The 22506-nt window shown below is 59.2% G+C and carries 26 protein-coding genes and 2 pseudogenes; 8 read left to right on the top strand and 20 right to left on the bottom strand.

Going from position 1 to position 22506, the window contains the following annotated elements:
- Positions 1-68 precede the first annotated feature (68 nt).
- A pseudogene (locus ACFQEY_RS18135) lies at positions 69-401 on the top strand (RNA polymerase subunit sigma-70); the annotation flags it as partial.
- Positions 402-515: 114 nt separating this feature from the next.
- Here ACFQEY_RS18135 and ACFQEY_RS18130 read toward each other — a convergent pair.
- Together ACFQEY_RS18130 and ACFQEY_RS18125 are read right to left on the bottom strand one after the other, a co-directional pair.
- On the bottom strand, positions 516-947 hold the full coding sequence (locus tag ACFQEY_RS18130) for a TRAM domain-containing protein (RefSeq protein ID WP_144928015.1): 432 nt from the start codon (positions 945-947) through the stop codon (positions 516-518).
- Between the two features lie 302 nt (positions 948-1249).
- A complete protein-coding gene (locus ACFQEY_RS18125; RefSeq protein ID WP_144928018.1) occupies positions 1250-1642 on the bottom strand; it encodes a winged helix-turn-helix domain-containing protein in 393 nt (130 codons plus the stop codon).
- Positions 1643-1754: 112 nt separating this feature from the next.
- Between ACFQEY_RS18125 and ACFQEY_RS18120 the strand changes: the two genes are divergently transcribed.
- Positions 1755-2423: a DUF7509 family protein gene (locus ACFQEY_RS18120; protein WP_144928021.1), complete on the top strand. Its 669-nt coding sequence runs from the start codon at positions 1755-1757 to the stop codon at positions 2421-2423.
- Positions 2424-2850: 427 nt separating this feature from the next.
- On the opposite strand, the gene ACFQEY_RS18115 is transcribed toward ACFQEY_RS18120, so the two are convergent.
- Positions 2851-4176, bottom strand: coding sequence for an orc1/cdc6 family replication initiation protein (locus tag ACFQEY_RS18115; protein WP_144928023.1), 1326 nt, complete (start codon positions 4174-4176; stop codon positions 2851-2853).
- Positions 4177-5207: 1031 nt separating this feature from the next.
- On the opposite strand from ACFQEY_RS18115, the pseudogene ACFQEY_RS18110 reads away from it, so the two are divergent.
- Positions 5208-5588, top strand: a pseudogene (locus ACFQEY_RS18110) (helix-turn-helix domain-containing protein).
- 103 nt (positions 5589-5691) lie between these two features.
- On the opposite strand, the gene ACFQEY_RS18105 reads toward ACFQEY_RS18110, so the two are convergent.
- From ACFQEY_RS18105 to ACFQEY_RS18080, 6 genes are all read right to left on the bottom strand, one after another.
- Positions 5692-6015: a DUF6788 family protein gene (locus tag ACFQEY_RS18105; RefSeq protein WP_144928029.1), complete on the bottom strand. Its 324-nt coding sequence runs from the start codon at positions 6013-6015 to the stop codon at positions 5692-5694.
- Between the two features lie 169 nt (positions 6016-6184).
- Complete coding sequence (locus ACFQEY_RS18100) at positions 6185-7003, bottom strand: hypothetical protein (protein ID WP_144928033.1); 819 nt, start codon at positions 7001-7003, stop codon at positions 6185-6187.
- A 112-nt stretch (positions 7004-7115) separates the two neighbouring features.
- Positions 7116-8045: a M78 family metallopeptidase domain-containing protein gene (locus ACFQEY_RS18095; RefSeq protein WP_144928036.1), complete on the bottom strand. Its 930-nt coding sequence runs from the start codon at positions 8043-8045 to the stop codon at positions 7116-7118.
- Positions 8046-8445: 400 nt separating this feature from the next.
- The gene (locus ACFQEY_RS18090; RefSeq protein ID WP_144928041.1) at positions 8446-8793 is read right to left on the bottom strand and encodes a DUF8013 domain-containing protein; all 348 of its coding nucleotides are present in this window, start codon (positions 8791-8793) and stop codon (positions 8446-8448) included.
- A gap of 75 nt (positions 8794-8868) precedes the next feature.
- A complete protein-coding gene (locus ACFQEY_RS18085) occupies positions 8869-9867 on the bottom strand; it encodes a DUF6610 family protein (RefSeq protein WP_144928044.1) in 999 nt (332 codons plus the stop codon).
- Between the two features lie 123 nt (positions 9868-9990).
- Complete coding sequence (locus ACFQEY_RS18080; RefSeq protein ID WP_144928047.1) at positions 9991-10206, bottom strand: DUF8129 domain-containing protein; 216 nt, start codon at positions 10204-10206, stop codon at positions 9991-9993.
- Positions 10207-10338: 132 nt separating this feature from the next.
- Between ACFQEY_RS18080 and ACFQEY_RS18075 the strand changes: the two genes are divergently transcribed.
- Entirely contained in the window at positions 10339-10545 is a 207-nt protein-coding gene (locus ACFQEY_RS18075) for a heavy-metal-associated domain-containing protein (protein ID WP_137783042.1), read from the top strand.
- On the opposite strand, the gene ACFQEY_RS18070 is transcribed toward ACFQEY_RS18075, so the two are convergent.
- Positions 10542-12818, bottom strand: a complete 2277-nt coding sequence (locus tag ACFQEY_RS18070; RefSeq protein ID WP_144928051.1) for a heavy metal translocating P-type ATPase — start codon at positions 12816-12818, stop codon at positions 10542-10544. The two genes, ACFQEY_RS18075 and ACFQEY_RS18070, sit on opposite strands and share 4 nt — an antisense overlap.
- Before the next feature lie 131 nt (positions 12819-12949).
- Between ACFQEY_RS18070 and ACFQEY_RS18065 the strand changes: the two genes are divergently transcribed.
- The gene (locus tag ACFQEY_RS18065; protein ID WP_123115218.1) at positions 12950-13504 is read left to right on the top strand and encodes an ArsR/SmtB family transcription factor; all 555 of its coding nucleotides are present in this window, start codon (positions 12950-12952) and stop codon (positions 13502-13504) included.
- 3 nt (positions 13505-13507) lie between these two features.
- On the opposite strand, the gene merA is transcribed toward ACFQEY_RS18065, so the two are convergent.
- On the bottom strand, positions 13508-14962 hold the full coding sequence (gene merA / locus ACFQEY_RS18060) for a mercury(II) reductase (protein ID WP_123115065.1): 1455 nt from the start codon (positions 14960-14962) through the stop codon (positions 13508-13510).
- A gap of 78 nt (positions 14963-15040) precedes the next feature.
- Here merA and ACFQEY_RS18055 point away from each other — a divergent pair, with 78 nt between their 5' ends.
- Positions 15041-15385 carry a winged helix-turn-helix transcriptional regulator gene (locus tag ACFQEY_RS18055; protein ID WP_128904656.1) on the top strand — a complete coding sequence of 115 codons (345 nt, stop codon included), beginning with the start codon at positions 15041-15043 and terminating at the stop codon, positions 15383-15385.
- A 101-nt stretch (positions 15386-15486) separates the two neighbouring features.
- Positions 15487-16041 (top strand): peroxiredoxin, encoded by a 555-nt coding sequence (locus ACFQEY_RS18050; RefSeq protein ID WP_128904655.1) that lies wholly within the window; start codon positions 15487-15489, stop codon positions 16039-16041.
- Between the two features lie 42 nt (positions 16042-16083).
- Here the strand turns inward: ACFQEY_RS18050 and ACFQEY_RS18045 are convergent, their stop codons facing one another.
- The 9 genes from ACFQEY_RS18045 to ACFQEY_RS18005 all read right to left on the bottom strand — a co-directional run bounded on the left by ACFQEY_RS18045 (position 16084) and on the right by ACFQEY_RS18005 (position 21007).
- Complete coding sequence (locus tag ACFQEY_RS18045) at positions 16084-17244, bottom strand: hypothetical protein (protein ID WP_128904654.1); 1161 nt, start codon at positions 17242-17244, stop codon at positions 16084-16086.
- A gap of 171 nt (positions 17245-17415) precedes the next feature.
- Complete coding sequence (locus tag ACFQEY_RS18040; protein ID WP_128904653.1) at positions 17416-17952, bottom strand: hypothetical protein; 537 nt, start codon at positions 17950-17952, stop codon at positions 17416-17418.
- A complete protein-coding gene (locus tag ACFQEY_RS18035; protein WP_164932745.1) occupies positions 17949-18104 on the bottom strand; it encodes a hypothetical protein in 156 nt (51 codons plus the stop codon). Before ACFQEY_RS18035 ends, ACFQEY_RS18040 begins: the two co-directional genes overlap by 4 nt.
- A complete protein-coding gene (locus ACFQEY_RS18030; protein ID WP_128904728.1) occupies positions 18104-18790 on the bottom strand; it encodes a DUF6166 domain-containing protein in 687 nt (228 codons plus the stop codon). The genes ACFQEY_RS18035 and ACFQEY_RS18030 overlap by 1 nt, the downstream gene beginning before the upstream one ends.
- A 155-nt stretch (positions 18791-18945) precedes the next feature.
- Positions 18946-19245: a hypothetical protein gene (locus tag ACFQEY_RS18025; protein WP_128904652.1), complete on the bottom strand. Its 300-nt coding sequence runs from the start codon at positions 19243-19245 to the stop codon at positions 18946-18948.
- A gap of 53 nt (positions 19246-19298) precedes the next feature.
- The gene (locus tag ACFQEY_RS18020; protein ID WP_128904651.1) at positions 19299-19520 is read right to left on the bottom strand and encodes a DUF8129 domain-containing protein; all 222 of its coding nucleotides are present in this window, start codon (positions 19518-19520) and stop codon (positions 19299-19301) included.
- A gap of 73 nt (positions 19521-19593) precedes the next feature.
- The gene (locus ACFQEY_RS18015) at positions 19594-20265 is read right to left on the bottom strand and encodes an IclR family transcriptional regulator (protein WP_128904650.1); all 672 of its coding nucleotides are present in this window, start codon (positions 20263-20265) and stop codon (positions 19594-19596) included.
- Positions 20266-20304: 39 nt separating this feature from the next.
- The gene (locus ACFQEY_RS18010) at positions 20305-20583 is read right to left on the bottom strand and encodes a DUF7389 domain-containing protein (RefSeq protein WP_128904649.1); all 279 of its coding nucleotides are present in this window, start codon (positions 20581-20583) and stop codon (positions 20305-20307) included.
- A 19-nt stretch (positions 20584-20602) separates the two neighbouring features.
- The gene (locus tag ACFQEY_RS18005) at positions 20603-21007 is read right to left on the bottom strand and encodes a DUF6166 domain-containing protein (protein WP_128904648.1); all 405 of its coding nucleotides are present in this window, start codon (positions 21005-21007) and stop codon (positions 20603-20605) included.
- A gap of 122 nt (positions 21008-21129) precedes the next feature.
- Between ACFQEY_RS18005 and ACFQEY_RS18000 the strand changes: the two genes are divergently transcribed.
- Positions 21130-22494: a restriction endonuclease gene (locus ACFQEY_RS18000; RefSeq protein WP_128904647.1), complete on the top strand. Its 1365-nt coding sequence runs from the start codon at positions 21130-21132 to the stop codon at positions 22492-22494.
- Positions 22495-22506 lie beyond the last annotated feature (12 nt).

Raw genomic sequence — 22506 nt, 5'->3', positions numbered from 1 at the left:
ACCAACTACGAGCGAGGAAACGAACCGGGCTGTGAGATGCTATGAGTTGGATTCTATGACACGCTCTACAGGGCGGCTACCAGGTCAGCCGCGATCCCGACGACTACCCGCATTTCATCGCTGTTCGCGAGCAAGACGTCGACGCCTGGGAGACGTTTTTCGAATCGTTCGGGCTACCAACCACCTTCGAGCGCCAGCCCAGCGACGAGATCGATGGACCACTGCAGATCGTCCTCGATCCACAGACGTCACTCGAAATCGAGGACGTCGAAGGCTACCCGGTTATACCGCGCGAGGACACGATCGAGTACATGCGCGAGCACTACGCGCAGTTCCAGTCGGCGCTCGCGATGCTTGACCGCATGTACGACGACCTCGATCTCGGTGTCACTAGAGGCGAGGATCTCAAGCATGGCTCTCGGAGTGATTTCGGGGCATCGGCTGTCTCTGTTGAGACAGTCACGGCACTCCAGCAGTATCTGTCTGATCAGGTCGAACAGCTGCGGTGAAACAGCTTAGAGAGCCCGCGGATCAATATCAACGACGCTGGCAAAGGCAACGTTCTCCTGAACCTGCTCGATTTCGACGGTCGGCTCATCACCGGGTTGGCCACCAGGAACGATCACAACGTATCCACGGTCAACTTTCGCGATTCCATCACCCTGGTCGCCGGTTGTCTCAATTGTCACGTCCCGAATTTCGCCCTCCTCAACCGGCGGCCCAGAAGATCCACGCTGTCGGTCAGATTGGGCACGATCTGCGGACGCGGGCTCGTGCTCGTCCTGCGCCGTCGTGGGTGAGTCGAAGACAGCGATCCGATACGTTTCGCCGAGGGAGACAGCGTCATGATTGAGCTCCCCGGACGGAACCTCGACAACGTATGTCCCGTCCCGTTCGTGAACAGTCGCGCTGAAAACAGAGCGAAGCGAGTCCGGAATTTTGACCATTCGATGGTCCAATACTCGGCTGGTAGAGAACTTAACTCCATGGAAACGGCACGAGACAGCGACCTCCTGTATTGACGGGTAGTGCGGTGAAGCCACCGTTCTACCGCGATTGAACGTGAGAAGATGTGTTCTTGTTCGTACGGCCACATGGGATCTGCAAACGTCACGTCGAAAGAGGGTTAACCAACATCTCGACTCAACAAACCGTAGTTGTTGGTTAATACTATGAGGTACGGTAATCGCAGCGAAGATATCGAAGGGTAACAGGATCGCTGACAGGGGGCAAAGAACCCTACGACAGCTTACGAATAGGCGTCGTTGAACTCACGTTCACGCCGCATCAACTCCTCGACACCATGCTCGAGGATCCCGCGTCCCATTGCTGTCGGCCGATAGTACGTGTAAAAGCCCTGGCTGTCGGCGGTCCGTCGCTGGCGCTTGTCGACGAGGCCGACATCAACCAGTTCGTCGAGGTGGTAGTGGAAATTGTGCGGCTCGACGTCGACCACAGCCTTGAGGTCAGCGGCACTCAGTTCGTCGTTTGCGACGAGCGTTCGCAGGATGCGAAACCGCGTCGGGTGGCCGATCGCCTGTTGCATCGTGAGATACTCCTCGAGCGTCAGCCCGCTCTCCTCAGGGAGCGGCGGCTCCGGCTGGCGAACGTCCTCTGTTGGCTGGCGATCGGTTTCGGACATTGAGGGATGCCTCGGTTCGAGAGTTGGGACGCCACATACTTAGTCGTTCTCTACTAGAATATTCCTGAGAACACCGATATTTATATACTACTGTTCCGAATCGACGACTCGAATGCGGCAACGGATTATCGACAATCTCTCCCGGGCCACTGAAGATTCGGATGCCCTCACTCCAGCCCGGCGCGAACAGTTTCTCGTCTATCTGATGGGGCCGTACCGGACGTTCGACGTCGACGCGCTGCTACCGGCGGACGCGGATGTCGAAACCGACGTCCCGTCGTTCGCGACGTGGGACGAGGCCAGCGGCGAGTACGCTGAAGATGAGGTCTTGCGCCTCCTCCAAGAGACACGAGACTGTCTTCGCGACCGTGGCTTCAATGCCTTCCTCGCGATTGACGTCGGGATCTCGCTCAATGAGATGGATGCCGCCACACAAAGTATTGCCTTCGCGCAAGCCAGCAATGCGACGATTTTCATCGCCCCACAGGTCGGCGATAATCTCGGCGTCGGGATCGAGATCGGGAGCGTCCTCGAGGATTTACTGTCGACAGACGGGATGCAGGGGCCGGCGACTGACGCGACCCCACCAGAGCGCACGCGACGGGTGATGGTCGCGACCGAACCATCGGTTCGAAGCGCCATGCTCGGGGCAGTCCACGCGCGCTGGGACGCCAGCGTCCGGACGTTCACCGATGCCGCAGATTGCTGCCGACTGTGCGCGCAGTTCTGTACCCACATTCAGAACGAAGAGCTCTATGGCTCGCTTGAGCGTTTGGAATGATTCCGTCCCGTGCAGGCGGAACAGGCATCTATGAACTACACCGGCTAGGGAGCAGCACTTGACAAGAGAGATGAGCGGTCCCCGCTGATCGTCGATTCCTGAATCGAACGGAGGCTGCCGAGCCGATGTTGCCGCTCCTGTGTATATTTCGCGATGTCCTTCCATCAGAAGCCTCGAAAGACATAGACGTGGCAGGAGGGTCTCCACTCAGGAAAAACGGTGTGTAGGGTCCGCAAGATCCGATGGCGGCATCACTGAACCCTCCAGAAAATCGGTGACGCGATCTCCTGGGCGGTCGCCTCTATCGATTTGTTGTGTGAGCAACCACCATGATCTGTAGACCCACCCTTATCGACTTGTTACTGTCACCGATGGATCTGAATCATCGATAACACCCTCACCCCTATCGATTTGTTCGAGGAACAACCTACTGATTGAGCTGTGCGTTCACGACGGTACGGAGTTCGTCATCGTGGACGTCGTCTAGCCGCGAATCTTCTCGGAGCGTTTCGATGATGGTTTCCGGGTTCTCACCAAACGTGAACTCGAGGTAGCTGCCCGAGTGTGGCCCCTGACTCTTCCGTTCTGTCTCAACTAGCGAATACGTCGTTAGTTCCTTCATCTTGTTCACGTACGTTTCCTGGTGGTACTGATCCGAATCCAAGGTGCCCGTCAGGTATTGATATACTCGGTATCCAATCGGGCTTATCGCTGCACCAGTGCCGGTTTCACATGCCACAGCTGCAGTTGCGAAAAGACAGAGCTTCTTCTGCGTACTAATTCCACGAGTTACCTCTAACACGCGGTTTTTCTCGACCTTATCTTGAGCCTCTCGAACGTGCTCCTCACGGACTTTGTCTGCACCTGTTTTTTCTGCGATCGATCCCGCTGTTCGCATCAAGTCTATCGCCTTTCGGGCGTCCCCGTTGGTTTGCGCGGCGAATGCTGCTGCGAGCGGGATGACGTCGTCACTGAGCGCATCCTCATGGAAAGCGTCTTCTCGGGCCCAGAGGATTTCCCGGAGTTGGTTGGCGTCGTAGTCACTGAAGTGAACGTCTTCGGGGGTAAACGAACTGAGAGCGCGACTCCCCACACTCTCCATCATCTTCGTGTCATTAGTAATGGCGGTCACGGAGACCTGGGCGGTGATATCATCGGTGCTTCCAGCACGAGAGAGTTGATAGAGAAGACGGGAGAAGGCTGGCTCATCCTTATCGCGACGACCGACGAGCATGTCGAGTTCATCGAGGATGAACACGACTGTATCGTAGTGTTCGTTGATGAGACGATAGAGTTCACGCCATTTTTTCTTGTTTGGGACGCCGTGTTCTGGGACATCGACAGTCGTTCCAATGTCGCTCGCCACCTTTCGCGCAAGTTCGTAGACCGCTGCACCGAGGGTTCCCACATTCTGGCAGTTCATCTGGATGACGCCGAACCGGATATCACGACTTTCGCAGAGTTCGACGATGTTCTGGCAGACAGCGTTGATGATGAGAGATTTCCCGGTCCCGGAGGGGCCATAGAGGAGAAGGTTCGGCGGCCGCTCGTTACTAATTGCGACGCGAAGGTGCTGAGTGATATCGGTGAGCTGGGTGTCACGACCGACGATGCGTTCTTCATCGACGATTTCGTTCGGTTCAAGGAGATAACGGTTCTTGATGAGACTCGCGGCTTCTTCCTGCTCGAGAATGAGATCTTTGATAGAACCCGTGGACTCGGGGGTTTCCTCGGGACCACGATCCGTTGGCATACCGGACCTCACTCTACCACGATACTAAAAGATTCCCCTGTCGATTTCTTTTCTACCGGTACGACGGTCAGGTCCGGTGTATTAGAGGGGTACACCGGAGTATCCCACGACCTCCGACGATTTGTTAGGAGCTCTTCGCCTCAACCAATCCAAGAGGACTCTCTAACACCCTCTCACCTCTATCGATTTGTTCCAACCACAAAGGAGGGGTGGGGTGAGAGAATTCCCGAACGGACTAATGCTCCATCTACGTCACGATGAGCACGGAATCGAGAGCTGCTTTCATCTTCTCTTTCTCTTCTTTCTAGTTCTAGTTACTAGCTAGCTAGTAGAACGCACCTCTATCGACTTGTTCTCACTACACGCCACCCCCTTCATTTCCCTCCTGGTTTAGTATATGAATATGGATTGAGAAATCAGGAGATAAAGAGCGGATTTGGACATCTTATAGGTACTATGGCGGGACGTCTTGTCATTCCCTCTGTTTCCCGGCAAACTACTCTACACTCTCCCCTATCGATTTGTCTAATACCCATCCCATCTACCGAATACAGTGAGAATCGAGCTAATAAAGACCGATCCCGTCGAAGGACCTCATCCTGATGTGCCATCTTCTCGTGAGTTTCTCGTGATCAACTCTCCCCTCCCCACCCTTACTCGTCAGAACAAATCGATAGGGGTGGGTGTGTGGTCCTGTCGACACGGTCGCGATAGATGAAGCCGATCACGTATAGAGCCGACTTCGTGCTCAATTTTGGAATGTTCTCTCTATTGGTTCGATACTGGTCTTCCGTGGATGACTTCCCGCTGAACAAATCGATAGAGGTGACCCTCCGCATGCAGGTGGTTTCGTTGAACAAGTCGATAGGGGTGCGTCTCCCTAGATACTCAATCGGGTTCAGAGATCTCGATATCTGGTCCCCTGTATTAGCAATGCTACCGTACACAGCCAGTCGATTCAGTCAATTCGCTTCAAACCGATGCGTATTTGAGCCAAACGCTTTTTTATACATTATTCGAATTCTGTGGTAATGAGTACTTCCGACCACACGCCAGGCGACCTGGAGTCAGTGCGGGAGCGGCTCAACGTCGTCGCCCAAGAGACGCGGTTCTCGCTCCTCTAGGATATCCTCGGGCATCCATCGGAACTGCCGACGCTGAAGGAACTCGACTACGTCAACTCGAGTAAGAGCCAGACGACGATTCGCCAGCACCTCCAGCAGCTCGTCGACGCCGGCATCGTTGAGGAAGTGCTTCTGCCCGAGGACCGTCGGCAGAACGACCTGCCGTTCAAGTTCTACGGGATCAGCGAGAGTGGTCGGCAGTTCCTCGCAGAGCACAAGCTCCTCCGGGCACAAGACACGCTCCGAGAGATCTACGACCGAGTGGAGAAGACCGACGACATCAACTGATACGAGACCGCTCCGCGACCCGAGCGCTAACAGCTTCCGTCTTTCACTTCGCAGACGGGGTGTCCTCCGAACAACTGGCCATCCGACTGGGGTACTAGTTCGTCTACTCGTCTGGATTCACTGGGGATTTGTACTTTGATTTGATGCGATCTCCTTCTCTCCACTGCCAGTAGTAGTAGCGGTTGTCGTTGATCTCCTTGATCGTGATCGTCGCTTTCGAGGGGACGTCATCGGGAAGATCGTCGGGGCGCTCGTCGCTCTCGTCTTCCTCGTCCGCTTCGACAAGGCGGGCCTCGCGCTCGCGATACTCGGCGAGGTCCTCGGCATAGCGGGCCACGTCTCGGAGCAGCTTGGGCGAGTAGTCGTTGAGTGTGTCGATGACGTCGGTGGGGAGGTCCGCTGGGGGCGTCGGTGGCTCGTAGGACATGGCCGATCTCTGTTAACCAACACAAACGCAAAGAGCATAGTTTTGTTGGTTAAATCCGTAACCAACCGCTTACAACGGTCCTTCAGCAGCTGTAACACTATTCGAAACTCTCCATCAAGGAGTTTCGTCTGATGTTACAGCCCTCCGGATCCTCGAACGCTGGGTGATCCTACGAGTTCGAGGGGAGTCGACCATCAGGTCGTGGGACCTGCCCCTGTTTGATTTCGTGATCGACTCGCCGGAGGTGTTTACAGCCGCCCTCGGGCGTTCGTTTCCGCCAATCTGGGCAGGTACACGACTCGCTGATCACATCCACTTCGTATCGGTTCCCCGATGCTGATCGGACCTCGTACCGGCCGCCTTTTTCGAGCAGCGAGACGGCCATCTCTTCGTCGACGGCGCGTCTGGTTCGCGGCTCGAGGCCGTCGGTCTGGGTCGACTGCTCCGTGACGACCATCCGATCGCGCACGTCGCCGGTGCGGCCGCCGTCTGGGGCAACCGCAGCCTCGGGACCGTGGAGCCGATTCTGTAGGAGGTCTTCGACCGGATGACCCTCTGGCCACAGGTACTGGATTTCGCGACGTTCGCGATGGTCGTAGGAACCATAGGCGGCAGCACTGCCGGTCCAGACGCGCCACGCGCCGAGTGCGGCCATCACGTCGACGATGATCCGCGGAACGGTCTCGTACTCGTCGGGGTAGAATATTCGAAAGCGGGTACACTCCTCCTGCAGCGGAACGGTCTCCCACCACTCGACGTCGTCGCCCCAGCTGTCGAACATCGCGTTGTCCTCTCCGTATCCGACAGTCACGCCGTCAATCTGTGGCATGTCCACCGACAGCTCGTTAGCCTCACCTTCGAGCAGCCGGAGAACGGCGTACCGGAGATACTCGTGTTCCGGATGGTCGGTAGACTGGGCGACCTGGTCGTGGTGTTCTGCGACTCGTTCCGCCTCCTCGAGAACGGTAGTTAGGTACTGGTCGGTCATGGGTCGATGGAGACGGGACTGCGCCTCCGCCCCTCGGCGGGCGCTGATAAACTTAACCAACGAAGACCCGTATTGGCGTCCGACTGTTGGTTAATCGGCACGGACCACGAGTTCAGCTCTCGGCGACCGTCCCGATAATCTCCTGGGCGGTCGAACTGATTCGACCGAGCCGATCCTGGATCACCTCCGCATCGTCGTTCTCCCATGCGGCGAGGTAGAACGCTGACCCGCTCGTGTCTAGTCCGAGAAACCGACCAACGATGTACGCGACGGCTTCCGCTTCGACTTCGCGTTTCGCTCGCTCGGTGTCGTCGTCGACGTCGAAATGCAGTAGCGCGTGAGCGTACTCGTGAATCAGGGTGACCGCGAGATCGGCCTGATTCTCGCGAGCTTTCGCCTTGACGACCGGCTGGAGGTCATGCAGGCTCCGGGACTCACAGACGCCCATCGCATTGCCATGCTCCCAGTCGTCGGCCTCGACGATACGAACCGTCACGCCGAGGTCCGACGCTGCGTCGGTCAGTGTCGGAACCAAGTCCTCGGCATCCCCGGTTGCCTCCGTCTCCAGTTCGGGAAGCGGCTCGCCGTCGGTCTGCGAGACGTCGAAGACAGCAGTCGGCTTGAACCCGACGAGTCCTTTCGACCACTCGTCGGGTACCGTCTCGTCGTATTCACACTCACTGTCCTCGTGGTAGCTGGGCGAGTTCTCGCACTCCGGGCACTGCTTCGTGATGATCGGTGCCCAGATCCAGATCGCCTGTTCGCCTTCCTGGACGTACCGGTCGAAGTCGTTCCGCCAGGTGTTGTAGCCGGCGACCTTCGTCGCCTCGGGGCACTGCAGCTTGATGAGCAGCGTGTTGCGATGGGAGTAGTCGTGGAAGCGACTCTGGACGTCGAGCCACTCTTGGAACTCTTCGCTGGCCTGCGCGTCGTCGACGCCGGCGACGAGGTCGTCGATCCACTGTTCGATGGTACTGTGCATCTCGTCGTGTCGGGTGTCGGTCTCTTCGAACGAGACCGACGGATCACTGGCTGTAACCATTGTATTCACCGAATCGAGTTCACGGCGAGTGCGTCAGTTCAGACGCGCCGCACCCCTCGGGGGCGCACAACAAACGACGGTGCTCCTGAGAGGGATATCGGGGCCGCTATCGGAGGCTGGGATTAACAATCGGTGCGAGAATACCATCGAGAGCATGGGGCTCGTCGATGTGCTTCGCGGGGTCATCAGACCCAGCACGGCCGACACGGCCACGCTGTATGAGTGCCGCCACTGTGGCACGACCCTCTCGGCAGATACTGAGACGTGTCCGACCTGCGGAGGGGAGGATGTCGCTTGCTACCAGTTCTAAGTGGATTTCGCTCGGGTTGCTGCACTCGGTGTCGGCACTGCTTGTGTGGTCGTGTCCGTTCGCCCCCCTCGGTGTGAATGGGGGATCTGGTTATCGGAGCGCTGCTTTCTCGTCAGCGAAGCCGACCGCAACGAGATACGCGAGGAACGCGTCGAACCGTTCGACGTCGCTGGGTGTGTCCGTCGCGAGGTGTCGCACCCACTCGATGGCCCACTGGAACGCGGGATCGGTTCCGCCTTTGCCGTGGATATACCACCACCGAGCTGCTTTCAGGACGACGAGCGGATTCGTTGGTGGCTGCTCACCGGCGAGGCCACGAGTGATCGACTCGATCTCCTCGGGGACCCCAGCGGGATCGACCTCGCCTGATTGCGTGTTCGTTACATCGACTGGAATTGCATCGACCGAGATGTCGGTCGGACTTTGTTGTTGACTCACGGAAAATCACCAGCAAGGAGGACTCGATAGGGAGCCCTCGCCCTCTCTGGAGGGCGCGACAAACCACTCGTAGCGTCACGCCGTCGGAAAGTAGACGCTCTGCTTGCCGACGATCTCCTCGAGGTTGTTCCGATGGCGATGGGAGAAGTAACACTCGTAGCTGCAGTATCCACAGATTGCGCCGGTATCGTATTCGGCGACGAAGGGACCGCGCCGGGTCGTCCAGACGTTCGCTCCGCAGTCGGTACACGCAGCACTATCGAGATCGGTTGGTGACGGGCCCTCGTACTCGATTTCGAGGATGTCGCTATGTGGCGTTGAGTCGGGCCAGACGCCGTGAGACTGCCAGAACGCCTTGAGGCGGGCGAGACTGTGACGAACCGTCTTGCGAACCGTGACGTGATCGGCGTCGCGACCGCTATCATCCCACCCATCAGCTGTCCAGAATTCCCCGAACTGCGCGCCACGATGCAGCCCGTTCCAGTCGACGCCCACAATGTCGGCTGGTGGCTCGTCGGTGAGTGTCGGCCGGGTCAGCTGTCGGATGGCTTCGAGTTGTTTTGGTGGACTCCCGCCGAGGATATGGACGCGCCGACCGCGCCAGTCGGCCGGATCAGAGAACTCGTGGGCCAACCGGTCGGCGTACCCACGCGAATAGCCAAGAACGAGATCCTTGGGAATTGCGTCGATCACCGCTTGGGACTTTGGGACGATGATGAGCTCGGCCTCGGGGTAGCTGGCCTGAATCTCACGAGCAGCAGCGACGTGGTCATCGACGTCGCCGCGTTCGTAGATGTCGCCGATGACGCCGACCTGTGGTTCGTGCTCGAAGAACCGATCGACGAACCGATCCAGATCGGGGTTCCGAAAGTCGTTGTCAAGCATCCCGACGGGGAGGGTGAGATTCTGATATTGGTTCTCCTGATACCCGCAGTCCTCCCGAAAGCCGGGAAGGAAACCGAGCTTATAGGCATCCAGAGTGAACGGGGCTCGATGGAGGAACGCCACGATGTCGGCTTGTCTGGCGGCAGCGATGTCGCTAGCCGTTCTGGAGTCTGTACTCACGAGGGACATAATTGGAGTCACGAGGCCGCTGTTGGCCGCCCCGCGCCCCTTCAGGGGCCTGAAAAACCGAGGTGCAGTCTGTTAACCAACAATGGGGAAACCCACGCGGAGCTTGTTGGTTAATAACAGAGCTTACTCTTCGTCCTCACGCAGCTCTTCAGCCTTCCACTTGAGCCGGCGCAGAATCTGCGTCCGATTCTGATGGGCGTTCTCGTAGGCAACGCACTCCTGGAGGGTTTCCATATCCGGGATCGTCGCGATACCGGCCTTGATCAGGCGTGTGTTCGGTGCTTCCAGACGCTTCTCTGGAGGGAATTCGTTACTCTCTTCGTCGTCAGTAGTCTCCATCTCGAAGAGCCTCCACCCCTTTGGGGCCGACACAAACAACTCTCCGGACGATAACGCTCTACCTCTAATAGAGATAAAACCGATACAACAGTTACCGTAATGGTCATCCCCCGCGAGTGTTTACAGGCCCGTATGGAGCGAAAGACGATCTCCGTCACCGGGATGTCGTGCAACGGGTGCGAACAGAACGTGGAGACCGCCCTGCGAAACCTCGACGGTGTGAGTCGGGTCGAGGCCGACCACGAAGCTGACACGGTCGACGTGGTTCTCGAGGATGGAGTCGCAGACGACGACGTGAACGCGGCAATCGAACAGGCTGGCTACGACGTCAAGGCCTAATCGGCCGCCGCTCGGCCGTCTTCCCGCTCGCCGTCGGTGCGTTCGTCGAGGGCGAATTCGGTGTTGACACCCTCGCCCGAGAGGAGCTGACCAGCGAAGCTGTTGGCGAGGACGGCCGAGACAGACAACACCATCGCAAGCATCGCGAACACGGGGTGAACGAGCCCCGTGGTCGCGGCGGCGACGCCGACGCCGTTGAACGCGAAGGCCGTCACGAGATTCTGGCGGGTCTTCCGGTAGCTCTCTTTCCCGATCTCGTAGGCGTCCATCACGCCACCAAGCCGGTCGCCCATCAGGACGATGTCCGCCGATTCGATGGCGATGTCGGTCCCGGCGCCGATGGCGATGCCGATGTCCGCCTGTGTGAGTGCCGGCGCGTCGTTGATGCCGTCGCCGACCATCGCCACACGGTGGCCAGCTTCCTGCAGGCGACCGATCTCTTCGCGTTTCTCGTCGGGCAGGACATCAGCCATAACGCGGTCGATACCGACCTCCTCGGCGACCGCCTGCGCGGTGCGCTCGTTGTCGCCAGTGATCATCACGGGCGTAATATCGTATTCCTTCATCCGCTGGACAGTCGCAGCGGCGTCGCTCTTGACCTCGTCGCCGATGCCGATCAGGCCAAAGAGGTCACCGCCACGAACAACTCCAGCAACGGTGAGGCCGCGGCCTTGGAGTCGCTCAATATCGGCGTCTCCCTTCGACAGGTCGATCCCCTCGTCGCTGAGCCATCCCGGTTTCCCGACCAGCACGTCGTCGCTGGCCACGGTTGCCCGAACGCCCTTGCCGGTCACGGAGTCGAAATCATCGGGGTCCACGTATTCGACGTCTTGCTCGTCGGCGAACTCGAGGATCGCATCAGCGAGAGGATGCTCGGAGAACGCCTCTGCACTGGCCGCAGTCGTGAGTACATCCACCTCGTCGGCACCGAACGCGACGACCTCACTGACAGCGGGTTCGCCGACGGTGATGGTGCCGGTCTTGTCCAACACGATGTGGTCGATATCGGGGAAGATCTGGAACGCGTCACCCGACCGCATCAGGATGCCGCGGTTCGCCGCCTTTCCGCCGCCCCGGATGAGGGCGAGCGGTGTCGCCATCCCGAGCGCACACGGATAGCCGAGCACGAGGACCGCCAGCGCTGCGAACGCCCCGCGCTGGACGTCGGGGGCTGCCCCCCACGCGAGCGGTGCAACCACCCAGAAGAGGAACGAGAAAGCAGCAATCGTCAAGACGCCTGGGACGAAGTACTTGAGGACGCGGTCGGCGAGCTGGATGATGCCGGGCTTCATCGCCCGCGCTTCCTCAATTTCGCGTGCCACCTGGTTCAGGAACGCGTCCTCGCCGGTTGCAGTTACCTCGATGAGCAGCGTCCCGGTCTCGTTGACGCTGCCGCCGATCACCGCGTCGCCTTCGGACTTCTCCTCGGGGATGGACTCGCCGGTAGCGACCGACTCGTCGACCGTCGATTCGCCCTCGACGACGGTGCCGTCGACGGGGATGTTCTCGCCGGGCTTGACGCGGACGCGATGGCCAACGTTGAGGTCCTCGACCGGGACTTCCTCGACATCGTCGTCGTCGGTGACTCGGCGTGCTGTGTCGGGTTGGAGATCGAGGAGGCTCTGGACGGCCTGCGAGGCCCGAGTGCGGACGATGAGGCTGGTGTACTCCGAGAGGATGTGGTAGGTGGTGATGAACACGGAGACGGCGAAGAAGTGGACGGTCGGGAAGCTCGGGAAGACGAACAGACCGAGCAACCCACCGAGGAGCCCTGCGAACGCGCCTGCCTCCAGGAGGACGTGCTGGTTGAGGATACCCCGACGGAGGCTCTGGAACGCCTTCTGTTTGATGTAGCGGCCAGGCCCGAACATCGTCCCGAGCGCCAGCCCCAGCGTCACCAGATCCACTACGAGAGATGCCGACTCGAAGCGTCCCATCACTAGGATCATCCAGCCCATCAGCACAGCAACGACGATGGATGCGCCGCCGGCGAGCAGGAGGCGGCGCTTGCCGTCGGCGAGCTCGGCCTGCTGTTGCTCGTATCGCTTCGCCTTGTCCGGGTCGCGGATGGTGTACCCGAGATCCCGGAGCGTGTCCTTCACCTCGACCTCGCTCAGGCACTCATCGTCGTATTCGACGAGAACTTCCTCGTGAGCGAGACTCACGTCGACGTCCTCGACGCCGTCGGTCCGGCTGTAGGCCTTCTTGATGCTCTCGGCACAGAACGAGCAGGACATCCCCCCGACGTTGAATTGTTCGTGTGTCGTTCCCATCTTGCCTGTTGGTTATCGTGCGACGCGGATAACCATTACGACAAACGTTATAGCGGTTTCGAGATACTAATACTGCTGTCGGGAGAGTGGCGTTACTCTTACTATTGTCGTCCGCTTATGTCGTCACAAGAATGGCGCTCCTCGAATCCGACGTGCCGATCCGTGAAGTCGTGACGACGGATCCGGAGAAAGCGAAGGCACTGGAGAACGACGTTCGGGCGAAGATCCTCGATATGCTCGCGACCGATGAAATGACGATCGAGGAGATCCACGACGAGTTGCACCGTCGCGGCGAGGAGAAGGCCGAGACGACAGTGCGTCACCATGTGAACGTCCTGAAGGATGCGGGGATGGTGGAAATCGCTCGTCTGGAAGAGGCTGGTGGAGGGACACGGAAGTACTACAAGTCGAACACGCGAGTCTTCTCCTACGATCTTCCGGAAGGCGCCGACAATAACCTCGCGCAGGCGCAGTCTACCGCGTCCGAAGAATTGACTGCCCTCATCGAGACGTTGTATGCGGACCACGGTACCGAGATTGAGGCGGTTGCCCGCGAAATGAAGCCTTGCGAGTACTGCGACACCCAGCATTACGAGGAGTTCATGGTTCGCGAACTCCTGAACCGTGCCCTCATCGAATTAGGCGAGAGCGGCACGCTCGACGATGTGTTCTCGACCGAGGACTGACGCTCACTCGATACAGCAGCTCATTTTGGACGTATTCCGACGGAACGCCTGACAGGCGTGTTTGAACGCCTCGGAGAACGTTGGGAACGGGTGGACAGTATTGATGATGTCGTCAACGGTGAGACCGAAATTCACCGCCAGCGTGGCTTCCATGATCATGTCGGCGGCGCGGGGGCCGACCATGTGGACGCCAACAATCCCGTCGGTCTCGTGGTGCTTCACCACCTGGACGAGTCCATCCGTGTTCTTGACGGCCTTTGCCCGAGGGACATCTTCCATCTGAACCGTCCGGCAGGAACAGGTACCGTGTTCGTCCATATATTCACGTTCAGTTGTCCCAACGACTGCTACCTCGGGACTGGTGAACACGACTGCGGGGACTGCATCGTAGTCGATGCTGACGCCCTCGTTGCCGAAGGCGTTCTTGACGGCGTGATTGCCCTCCTTGGCGGCGACCGTCTCCAGTTCGGGCTCGCCGATCACGTCCCCCGCCGCGTAGATGTCGGAATTGGTCGTCTGGAAATGCTCGTCGACGCGAATCGCGCCATCGGATTCGGTCTCGACGCCGACTGCTTCCAAGCCGATGTTCTCACTGTTGGGCTGGACGCCGGTTGCGACGAATAACGTCTCTGCGGTGAACGCTTGCTCCTCGCCCTCGATGACAGTCTCCACAGCGACGCCCTTCTGACCAGGGTCAGCACCACTGTCGGTAGCCACATCCTGAACCTGCTGGAAGTCGTTACTGGTCACGACATCGATTCCCTCCTCATTGAAGGCTCGTTGCATCTCCCGGCCGAGCTGACCTTCCATATCTGAGAGCACGTGACCGGAGCGCTGGAGGATGGTTACGTCGACGCCGACACGGTGGAGGATCTGGCCCCACTCCAGCGCGATGTATCCGCCACCAAGGATCACGATGTTCTCGGGGAGGTCGCGCTCCTCGAGGATGGTCTCGCTCGTGTAGTAGTCGACGTCGTCGAGGCCGTCGATGGGCGGCGCCCACGGTGAACTGCCCGTCGCGACGAGCACCTTCTTCCCAGTAATGTGCGCGCCCTCGTCGGCGCCGTCGACGACCTCAATGGTCGTGTCGTCCACCAGCTGGCCGTAGCCCTCGTAGATGTCGGTCTCGAAGTGCTCGGCGACGTCGACGTAGTTCTCCTGCCGGAACCGCTCGACGAGTTCGTTGGTGCCGTCGAGTGCGTCGGCCCAGTCGACAGTCGGCTCTTCGGGATATGTGACGGCGTCGAAGGGATTCTCCGACGCTGCAGCGCCGCTCTCGGCGACGGCAAGCAGATGCTTACTCGGGACACAGCCGACGTTCACGCAGGTTCCGCCGATGGGCAAGCCGGTGTTCACCATCGCCGTCGAGAGGTCCCGTCGGCTCGCTTCAGTGATCGCGGCGAAAGCTGCGGCGCCACCGCCGAGAATCACGAGATCATAGTCGGATGTGTGAGTCATCTATACCGAAACTTTACGACGGGAAGTTCTTATACTCCAGAGTCCGAAGCTATAGAGTAGGTTGGAGGCCACGAAGCTATGGCAGATACTACTTCACCGGCGCCAACGTGCGATGTTGAGGGGACGTGCTATTGTCCGCTCACAGGAGTTATCGACACGTTGAGCCGAAAATACGCGATGCAACTCGTCAGTATCATCGGCGCACACGATTCGCTGCGGTTCGCGGAGATCGAGGCGCACCTCCCTACAGCGAGCACGTCGACAATCTCGAAACGCCTCGACGAATTCGAGGAGGCAGGGATCGTCTCACGGACGCAGTACAACGAAATTCCGCCACGCGTCGAATACGCGCTAACTGACGAAGGGGATGAGATTCGTTCGAGATTAGAACCCCTTCTTGAGTGGGCGACGGCGAACTCCTGACGTACGGATTCCAGTGAATTTCATCCCACATTTGAGGCTACTCCATTCAGGTGGGGGTGTTAGCCCCAAGACTATCCTTTCTTCGTGTGCTACTGTGACGCATGATAAACGAGGGAGCGTCTGCACCGTCATTCACTCTTCCAGGTCTCCGTGACGGAGAACAAACCGAGTACAGCTTGGATGAGACAACTGCGGATGATCGGGCTGCGTTGCTAGTTTTTTACCCATTTGATTTCAGTCCTGTTTGTACAAACGAACTGTGTGCGATCCGCGATGCAGAGTGGTTTCAGCTGACGCCGGCGCTCGATGTCTGGGCAATTTCTGGGGACAGCGTCTACGCCCACCGAGCATTCGCCGAGGAATACGGCATCAATTTCCCGTTACTTAGTGATAGTTCCGGGCGGGTTGCCGAGTCATATGATGTCTGTTATGACGAATGGGAGAACCACGAGCGCGTTCCACAGCGTGCCGTGTTCCTCATCGATTCGGAGCAAACGATTCGATACGCTTGGGCCACAGAAGATGCACTCGAGAAGCCGGATTTCTTCCCGGTTAAAGACGCTCTTGATACGCTGGAAGCGGAACGCGATGAATTCGGTCCTGATGATGTCGAATTAGTCGTCGAATATAACGAGGAACCGGAACCGCTCACGTAAACGGCTGTTTGAGGACAGTTTCAGTGAACGCCGCTCCGACAATCAGCCCATCGCCTCTTGGAACCGCTCACGCAGCGCATCTTCACGCTCCTCGAACTGGTCGACCTTCTCCTGTAGATCATCGCTGACGCGCTCGATGCTCGCGAGCGCACGCTCGCCGGCGAGCGACGCCTGCGACCCGTCGTCGCCGTCCGCCTCGAGCTGCTCCTCGTAGGCTCGCTCGACGCGCTCGATGGTACCCTCGGGGTTGAACAGGATGTCGTTGGCCGTGCGGACGTAGCCGTCCAGCGACGCACCCTCCTTGCCCTGGAAGAAGTGAGTGAGCGCGTACGTCGCGCCGGAGTGCAGCGTCCACATATCGATCTCGAACGGCGACGCAGCGTTCGCCTCGGCATCCTCGGCAGCACGCTCTGCGAGATAGTCCGGGAATCCCAGCAGGCTGTAAAACTCGGTGACGGTGAACGGGAGCTCGGAGAACTCGAGATCGATCTCCTGCGCATCTCGGATGAATTCGAAGAGGTCGTCGGCGACGAGTTCGACCTGGGCGAGAATCTCCTCCCACCAGGTCCGGAAGTCCCGAACGTCCCCGACGTGCTTGATGACTTCCTTGTCGGTGAGCGAGCGCATCGAATTCGAGCAGTACCCGTCCTGAGCGAATCCCTCGACGTAGACGGCGTGCTCACCGAAGAAGTCGTAGCCGGAGGTCACGCCCATCGTGATCGGGTCTGACCGCCCGGGCAGCCGGACTTCGAGGCCGTCGAACATCACGTCCATATGGACCTCGCCGCCGCCCCGGTAGCGCCGGATCTCGCCGAACATCACGTTCCCGAGCGGCGACCCGTCGATGGTCTCCTCGCGAAGGACCTCTTCCAAGGGCCTGTACACATCCACCGGGTTGATGATCGCGTAACTGTCCGTGGGGACGTGAAATAGTGGGTCTGCGTCGGGCTCGCCGTCTGTCGCGTGGTCGCGCGCTCTTGTCGGCTCGACCAGGGCGTTGAAGCGCTCCGTTTCGACCCACTCGTCGGAGTAGGGATTCCGGTATGCGACTGTCGTCTCGACGGCCTGCGGGAGGTCACGAATCGTCTCGGCGAAGGACTTCGGTTCGTCGACCGTTTTCTTCCGGCGGTACCAGTCGGGTAGTTCTGTATCGGTTCGTCCGTCGACGCCAGCGAACACGGTTCTGGATTCTGGGTCTTTCATTGCAGTCACCTCGAAATCGAATTCGTCGCTCGCGACGGCGCTCTCATCACGCGCCCTGCGCCCCTCTCACGGGCGCAAAAACAACCACTCTTAACCAACGCCCCGCCCACGAATCCAGTACTGTTGGTTAAACATCTGGACGGTCTCGACACCTGGCTTCGGCTCTTCAATTCACTCGTCGGCGTGGCGTCGACGGCGCACCTGTTCAGGATTCGGCACCCACGGATGTGCGTCCCAGCAGTGCAGGGCGTGCTCTTGTGCCGTGTCGAACAGCGCCTCACACGACCCACACTCGTAGGCGGTGTCGGACCACGGTTCCGTGACGAACATCGCCGTCACCGTCGATCTGACTGGATCTGGTGCGGCCGACCGCTGAACGTAATCATAGCCGATCACTGTCCGTCGACGAAGCGCCGACTGTGCCAGCCGTTCGGGCCGGTCTGCTGGGAGATACACCCAGCGGACGAACGCCTCTTCTGAGTCCTTCGCCGAGGGTTGAAGGATGAACCATCGGTTGTGCTCGTCGCGGAACAGATACCGCTCAGTGCCCCGGTTCTGGAGATAGAGCGGATCACCACGACCGGGAATCAGCCGAAGTCCCACTGACGGCGAGATCGGGGTGAGGAGTCGCTCTTCCAGTGAGAGCGAGCCGGACTCTCCGGATGATGTCTCGCTCTCGAAGTCATCAAGCGTCGCTTCGCCAGTCATGATTCGCCGGGATTCGTCTCGTCTGTGTCTTTCCCAGCTATTCGCTCGTGCCGGTCGTTGTATCGCTTGAGTTCTCGGCCGATGCACTCCAGCGCCGTGACAGCGCGTTCGATGAGCTGGTACGTTGCTCGCGAAAGTCGGAATTTCTCCATCAGTTGGCCTCCTCTGGCTCGACGAGGTCGTTACTCTCAGCGACGAGTGCCTGAACGGCAGAGACAGGGTCGTTCTCGACCGGAAGTGTTCGATGGTCAAGCGGGGCGGGATACGCCCGGTCCCCCTGCGCACAAAGTATGATCAACCACTCTTCGCTCCCTTTGGCGCGGACGACGTAGTGGTCGATATCTCGACGTTGGAAGACTGTCCGATCTGTCCGGCTCACCGCACTCCAATTCGCCGGCAGTGACGATGACGGCGCCCCACCATCTGGCGTGAGTGCTCGGTACTCTTCGAATTCGGCGAGTGCCGCCTCGATATCCTCCCCGGTGAGGTGCCAGCAGTCGGCCGGGCCATCACACACCAGCTGACTGACCACGTCGTTGCGGAACTGGATGTAGTGTTGCTGGGCGACAGTTTCGTTGTCGGTGTAATCGAGGAGGAGCACACAGGCGAGCTGTGCCGGTCCGCTTCCCGTATAGCCCCAGTCGAATTCCGCCGGGCTATGCCGCACGAGACCGAGACTTCGATTTGGGGAGAGGCGTTCGTGTGCGGTGAGGTTCAGGACCACTGGCGTTCCGTCGACACGCATTCCGACGTACTCAACGCAGTCTGCACTCGCCTGCCATCGCTCACTCGCATCCTGTACGACTGCTCGTGGGTCGGTAGTCGAATTCATCTCCATCGGTTGCATGCGGGCGTTCGGATTCCCCGCACCCTGCTGGGGGTCGAAAAACTACCACCGGCTATTAACCCCTCAGCGTCGCTTCAAAGTTAGAACTCAGACTATTATAGTTCAAACTATAACATTTCTACAGATAACTAATCAATAGGGACTGTTTATTCTTCGAATAGACAGCGAGCGGCTGCATCGTCGCCAGCGAGGGTCTGCTGATCCTCGTCCGTATCAGCGAAGAGTGTTGACTGATCTCCTTCGGTTGATTGCTCAACTGCGGGTCGATCGTCGACGCCGAACACACTGGCCTCGGGCCGATCAAGACGTGAATCCCGGTCGCGATGATCCACGTCAGCACCGAAGTCCTCGAGTGAGGTCTCGACGCTCGTTTCAGTTACTTCGAGTTGGCCATCGTCGCCGAATGCGGTCTGTCGTTGAATTTCGATCTCGGCTTGATCGCTCATCTCATTCGAGCCTCCACCCACCGAGGCTCCGACAGACATCCCCGAGTGCTGCGTCAATTGTCTTCTGCGCGAATTTCGCTGGCCCGATCTTTGAGCCGGCGAAGAATCGGGATCCGTTGCTGATTCGCATTCTCGTAGGCGACGCAGGCTCGCAGCGTCTCCATGTCATGAATCGTCGCGATACCAGCATTGATGAGACGGGTATTTGGCGGTTCGAGACGCTGTTTCGGTGTGAGAGCGTCTGATTCGACGGATAGATCTGACGAATCGCTCATTTTTGTTCGCCTCCGCTCTCTCAAGGCGGCAACAAACAGCGGCCAGGCCCCTCCCAGTCGAAGAAATCTCCTGTCAGAACTCCACGTCAGTTTGGCGGTAGTTCGCGTCAGTGTCGACGCTGTCGTACATACGGCCGAGCATGTCGAGCGCTGACTGGAAGTGCGCGTAGTGCTCGTTTGCGAACGCCACAGTTTCTTCGAGTGGGATGACAGGCCGTCCGTCGACCATCTCGGCCTCGATCTGTGGCCGCGGCTTGAGTACCACCTGTATCGAACCATCGAGGTCGGCAGCAGGCAGGCGTTCTTCCGCAGTCGGGATTTCGAACCGATCGAAGAACGCCGTCCAGGCATCGAGGTCAGACTCGTGGACGGCGATGAACAGCGGATAGTCCTCTGGGTCGCGAGCGACCTGGTAGCCACCGCGAGTCCAGACGTAGACCGCATCGATGCCAGTGTATGCATACTCCATCCCCGTGAACTGCGGGAGGACATAGGCTTCTGAGATTGACGGCGGCGAGATGTCCGCTGACGCTGTCAGGAACTCGAGACCGGCGTCTCGGAGCGTCTGATCGATGAGATGAAGCCCATCGTCGTACGCGACGTATCCCGCCTCCTCGAGGCTATTCACGACGCGACGGATCGTCTCCCGGTTCTCGTCGATCTTCCGCGCGACGCCTGAGATGGAATCGCCTGGATCAAGCGCGAGGATAACCTTGAGTTCCTTCTCACCGCACACTTCGTACATCCTGCGGCTACACAATTCTGTGCAATAGTCAAAAAAGTACTATTCGTGTGGGTCGGCTGGCTGGATCTGGCGAGTGTCCTCAGCGAGGTCGTGGATATACTCGCGGAGGGTTTCCATATCCTCGCGGGCGTCTTCGAGCGTCTTACCCTTCACTTTGGCCGTGATCTTGTCTTGATCGCGGGTGCCAGTACCGCGAGTGAGTTTGACGGTGAGTGAGACGCCGACATCGCTTCGCTCGACGTACTCGGTTGGCACCTGACGCTCACGGTTCTGTTGCGATTCTGAGTCCACACGAGGCTGCTGAGTGTGTTCTGACATTGATTGCGCTCTGTGATCGTTAGTTGACGGACGGTGCAACTGGGTCGTCGACTATCTCATGAAGGGTAGCATCTATCTCGCGTCCGGTGAGTCGCCAGCAGCCGTCGGGTCCTGTACACTCTAGCTGGCTCACTACTTCGGTCTTGAACGCCTTGTACTCCGAAAGCGCTACCTCCTCATCGTCGGTGTAATCGAGCAGGAGGGCGAGTGCGAGTTGGGCCGGCCCGCTGCCACCATATCCCCATTCGAAGCCCGAAGGACTGTGATTTGCCAGCTCGAGACTCCGCTCTGGCGTGAGCTGTTGTTGGTCTGATTGCTTCTCGACGATGGCGCGGCCTCGACGACGGTAACCGACGTAAATGACGTCGGGATCAGCCGTGGTCCGTGACTGTACGTGTGAGCGTGGGTCGCTGATTCCACTCATAGGTTGGTTCGCGGGAGGCTCGTTTGATCACCCCCGCACCCCTCTCGGGGGTTCATAAACAGGACGGCGAAGCGTTCGGCAACGTATTTGACAGTTGCAACGTACTGTCCAGGTATATCGGAATGGCTGTACTGGACGACCTCTCAGGGTTCGAGTTCGAGGACGTAATAGAGGATGTCTTCCGCAATCTCGGCTACGAGAACGTCCGTCAGGCCGACCGAACCGCCGACGAGGGTCGCGACGTTATTATGGAGGAGGTCGTCGACGGCACCCGGCGCGCGATCATCGTGGAGTGCAAGCACACGGGGACGGTCGGACGGCCGGTCGTCCAGAAGCTCCACTCAGCAATCGCGACCTTCGACTTCGACGGCCCCAAACGCGGGATGGTCGTCACGACCGGCCGGTTCACGAACCCGGCTCAGGAGTACGCCGACCGCCTCCAGCAGAACGACGACCCCCATCCAATCGAGCTGCTCGATGGCGAGGACCTCCGGGAGATCGCCGACGAGATCGGCCTCGACCTCTACAACGGTCGCATCGAGATTCTCTGCGACGAAACGCTACGTCCCTACGACCCGGCCGCCGACGTCGACGCGGCCGTCGAAGAGGCGTTCCGCGACGTCGAGAACATCGAGGCCGCCGACCTCCCAGACCCACACTCATCGGTGACGTTCCGGCCGGTGGTGGCGGTCACCGCGGACACGAACGTCGTCTTCGAGACGTCGGTGGGCGTCATCCACCGGATTAACGATCGGACGCGATTCGTTGCCCACGCCGAACGCGGGCAGCCGCAGGTCGTCGACGAGGACGTCGCGACGCTGGTCACCGAGAACCTCCACGCGACGGTCGATCTCGACGCCGAGCAGTTCGGAGAGGTGTTCGACGACGTCGAGGAGCGGCGGTTCGGCCAGACTCAGACGGAGTACAAGGAGTGGGCCGTCGAGCGGCTCCAGCAGCACCACACGAAAACGGTCACCTACACCGGCGACAACAACGTCACCTACAACAAGACCTGCGAGCCGAACCGCTCGGACATCTCCGTCCAGTCGATCGAGCCGGTGTACCTTCCCGAGGTTCGGCACACCACCGACCACCAGAAGTACACCTATCCCTATGAGTACTACGCGGCGGGCCCCTCACGAATGACCGCCGAGGACGGCATCCATCGGTGCGTCCACTGTGACACGAGCGGCATCGACGAAACGTACACGTACTGTCCGAACTGCGGGGCGATCGCCTGCACCAGCCACACGAAAACGGAGCGGCTGGAAGGTGAGTCGATCTGTACGGGCTGTGCGGTGACGGAACGGTTCGCGCTGAAGACGAAGTACTTCTACGACGAGGAGAATCTCGAGGCGTTCCGCGAGGAGTACGCCGAAATGCCGCTTCACGAAAAGGCGATGGAGAACAAGTGGCTGGCCGGGGGGAGCGTGGTCGCGACGCTGCTGCTCATCGTCGGACTACTCGTCATCGGCGGCATCATCTAAGCGGCCTCGGTG

This window comes from Halorubrum trueperi (genome assembly GCF_042662525.1).
Taxonomy (GTDB): domain Archaea; phylum Halobacteriota; class Halobacteria; order Halobacteriales; family Haloferacaceae; genus Halorubrum; species Halorubrum trueperi.
The sequence above is the reverse complement of the archived record's forward strand: the minus strand, read 5'-3'. Positions and strand labels throughout refer to the sequence as shown.

What these genes read in the sequence shown, in the direction of transcription:
- ACFQEY_RS18130 (WP_144928015.1), bottom strand. Translation starts at nt 947, where the DNA reads ATGGTCAAAATTCCGGACTCGCTTCGCTCTGTTTTCAGCGCGACTGTT.
- ACFQEY_RS18125 (WP_144928018.1), bottom strand. Translation starts at nt 1,642, where the DNA reads ATGTCCGAAACCGATCGCCAGCCAACAGAGGACGTTCGCCAGCCGGAG.
- ACFQEY_RS18120 (WP_144928021.1), top strand. Translation starts at nt 1,755, where the DNA reads ATGCGGCAACGGATTATCGACAATCTCTCCCGGGCCACTGAAGATTCG.
- ACFQEY_RS18115 (WP_144928023.1), bottom strand. Translation starts at nt 4,176, where the DNA reads ATGCCAACGGATCGTGGTCCCGAGGAAACCCCCGAGTCCACGGGTTCT.
- ACFQEY_RS18105 (WP_144928029.1), bottom strand. Translation starts at nt 6,015, where the DNA reads ATGTCCTACGAGCCACCGACGCCCCCAGCGGACCTCCCCACCGACGTC.
- ACFQEY_RS18100 (WP_144928033.1), bottom strand. Translation starts at nt 7,003, where the DNA reads ATGACCGACCAGTACCTAACTACCGTTCTCGAGGAGGCGGAACGAGTC.
- ACFQEY_RS18095 (WP_144928036.1), bottom strand. Translation starts at nt 8,045, where the DNA reads ATGGTTACAGCCAGTGATCCGTCGGTCTCGTTCGAAGAGACCGACACC.
- ACFQEY_RS18085 (WP_144928044.1), bottom strand. Translation starts at nt 9,867, where the DNA reads ATGTCCCTCGTGAGTACAGACTCCAGAACGGCTAGCGACATCGCTGCC.
- ACFQEY_RS18080 (WP_144928047.1), bottom strand. Translation starts at nt 10,206, where the DNA reads ATGGAGACTACTGACGACGAAGAGAGTAACGAATTCCCTCCAGAGAAG.
- ACFQEY_RS18075 (WP_137783042.1), top strand. Translation starts at nt 10,339, where the DNA reads ATGGAGCGAAAGACGATCTCCGTCACCGGGATGTCGTGCAACGGGTGC.
- ACFQEY_RS18070 (WP_144928051.1), bottom strand. Translation starts at nt 12,818, where the DNA reads ATGGGAACGACACACGAACAATTCAACGTCGGGGGGATGTCCTGCTCG.
- ACFQEY_RS18065 (WP_123115218.1), top strand. Translation starts at nt 12,950, where the DNA reads ATGGCGCTCCTCGAATCCGACGTGCCGATCCGTGAAGTCGTGACGACG.
- merA (WP_123115065.1), bottom strand. Translation starts at nt 14,962, where the DNA reads ATGACTCACACATCCGACTATGATCTCGTGATTCTCGGCGGTGGCGCC.
- ACFQEY_RS18055 (WP_128904656.1), top strand. Translation starts at nt 15,041, where the DNA reads ATGGCAGATACTACTTCACCGGCGCCAACGTGCGATGTTGAGGGGACG.
- ACFQEY_RS18050 (WP_128904655.1), top strand. Translation starts at nt 15,487, where the DNA reads ATGATAAACGAGGGAGCGTCTGCACCGTCATTCACTCTTCCAGGTCTC.
- ACFQEY_RS18045 (WP_128904654.1), bottom strand. Translation starts at nt 17,244, where the DNA reads ATGAAAGACCCAGAATCCAGAACCGTGTTCGCTGGCGTCGACGGACGA.
- ACFQEY_RS18040 (WP_128904653.1), bottom strand. Translation starts at nt 17,952, where the DNA reads ATGACTGGCGAAGCGACGCTTGATGACTTCGAGAGCGAGACATCATCC.
- ACFQEY_RS18035 (WP_164932745.1), bottom strand. Translation starts at nt 18,104, where the DNA reads ATGGAGAAATTCCGACTTTCGCGAGCAACGTACCAGCTCATCGAACGC.
- ACFQEY_RS18030 (WP_128904728.1), bottom strand. Translation starts at nt 18,790, where the DNA reads ATGGAGATGAATTCGACTACCGACCCACGAGCAGTCGTACAGGATGCG.
- ACFQEY_RS18025 (WP_128904652.1), bottom strand. Translation starts at nt 19,245, where the DNA reads ATGAGCGATCAAGCCGAGATCGAAATTCAACGACAGACCGCATTCGGC.
- ACFQEY_RS18020 (WP_128904651.1), bottom strand. Translation starts at nt 19,520, where the DNA reads ATGAGCGATTCGTCAGATCTATCCGTCGAATCAGACGCTCTCACACCG.
- ACFQEY_RS18015 (WP_128904650.1), bottom strand. Translation starts at nt 20,265, where the DNA reads ATGTACGAAGTGTGCGGTGAGAAGGAACTCAAGGTTATCCTCGCGCTT.
- ACFQEY_RS18010 (WP_128904649.1), bottom strand. Translation starts at nt 20,583, where the DNA reads ATGTCAGAACACACTCAGCAGCCTCGTGTGGACTCAGAATCGCAACAG.
- ACFQEY_RS18005 (WP_128904648.1), bottom strand. Translation starts at nt 21,007, where the DNA reads ATGAGTGGAATCAGCGACCCACGCTCACACGTACAGTCACGGACCACG.
- ACFQEY_RS18000 (WP_128904647.1), top strand. Translation starts at nt 21,130, where the DNA reads ATGGCTGTACTGGACGACCTCTCAGGGTTCGAGTTCGAGGACGTAATA.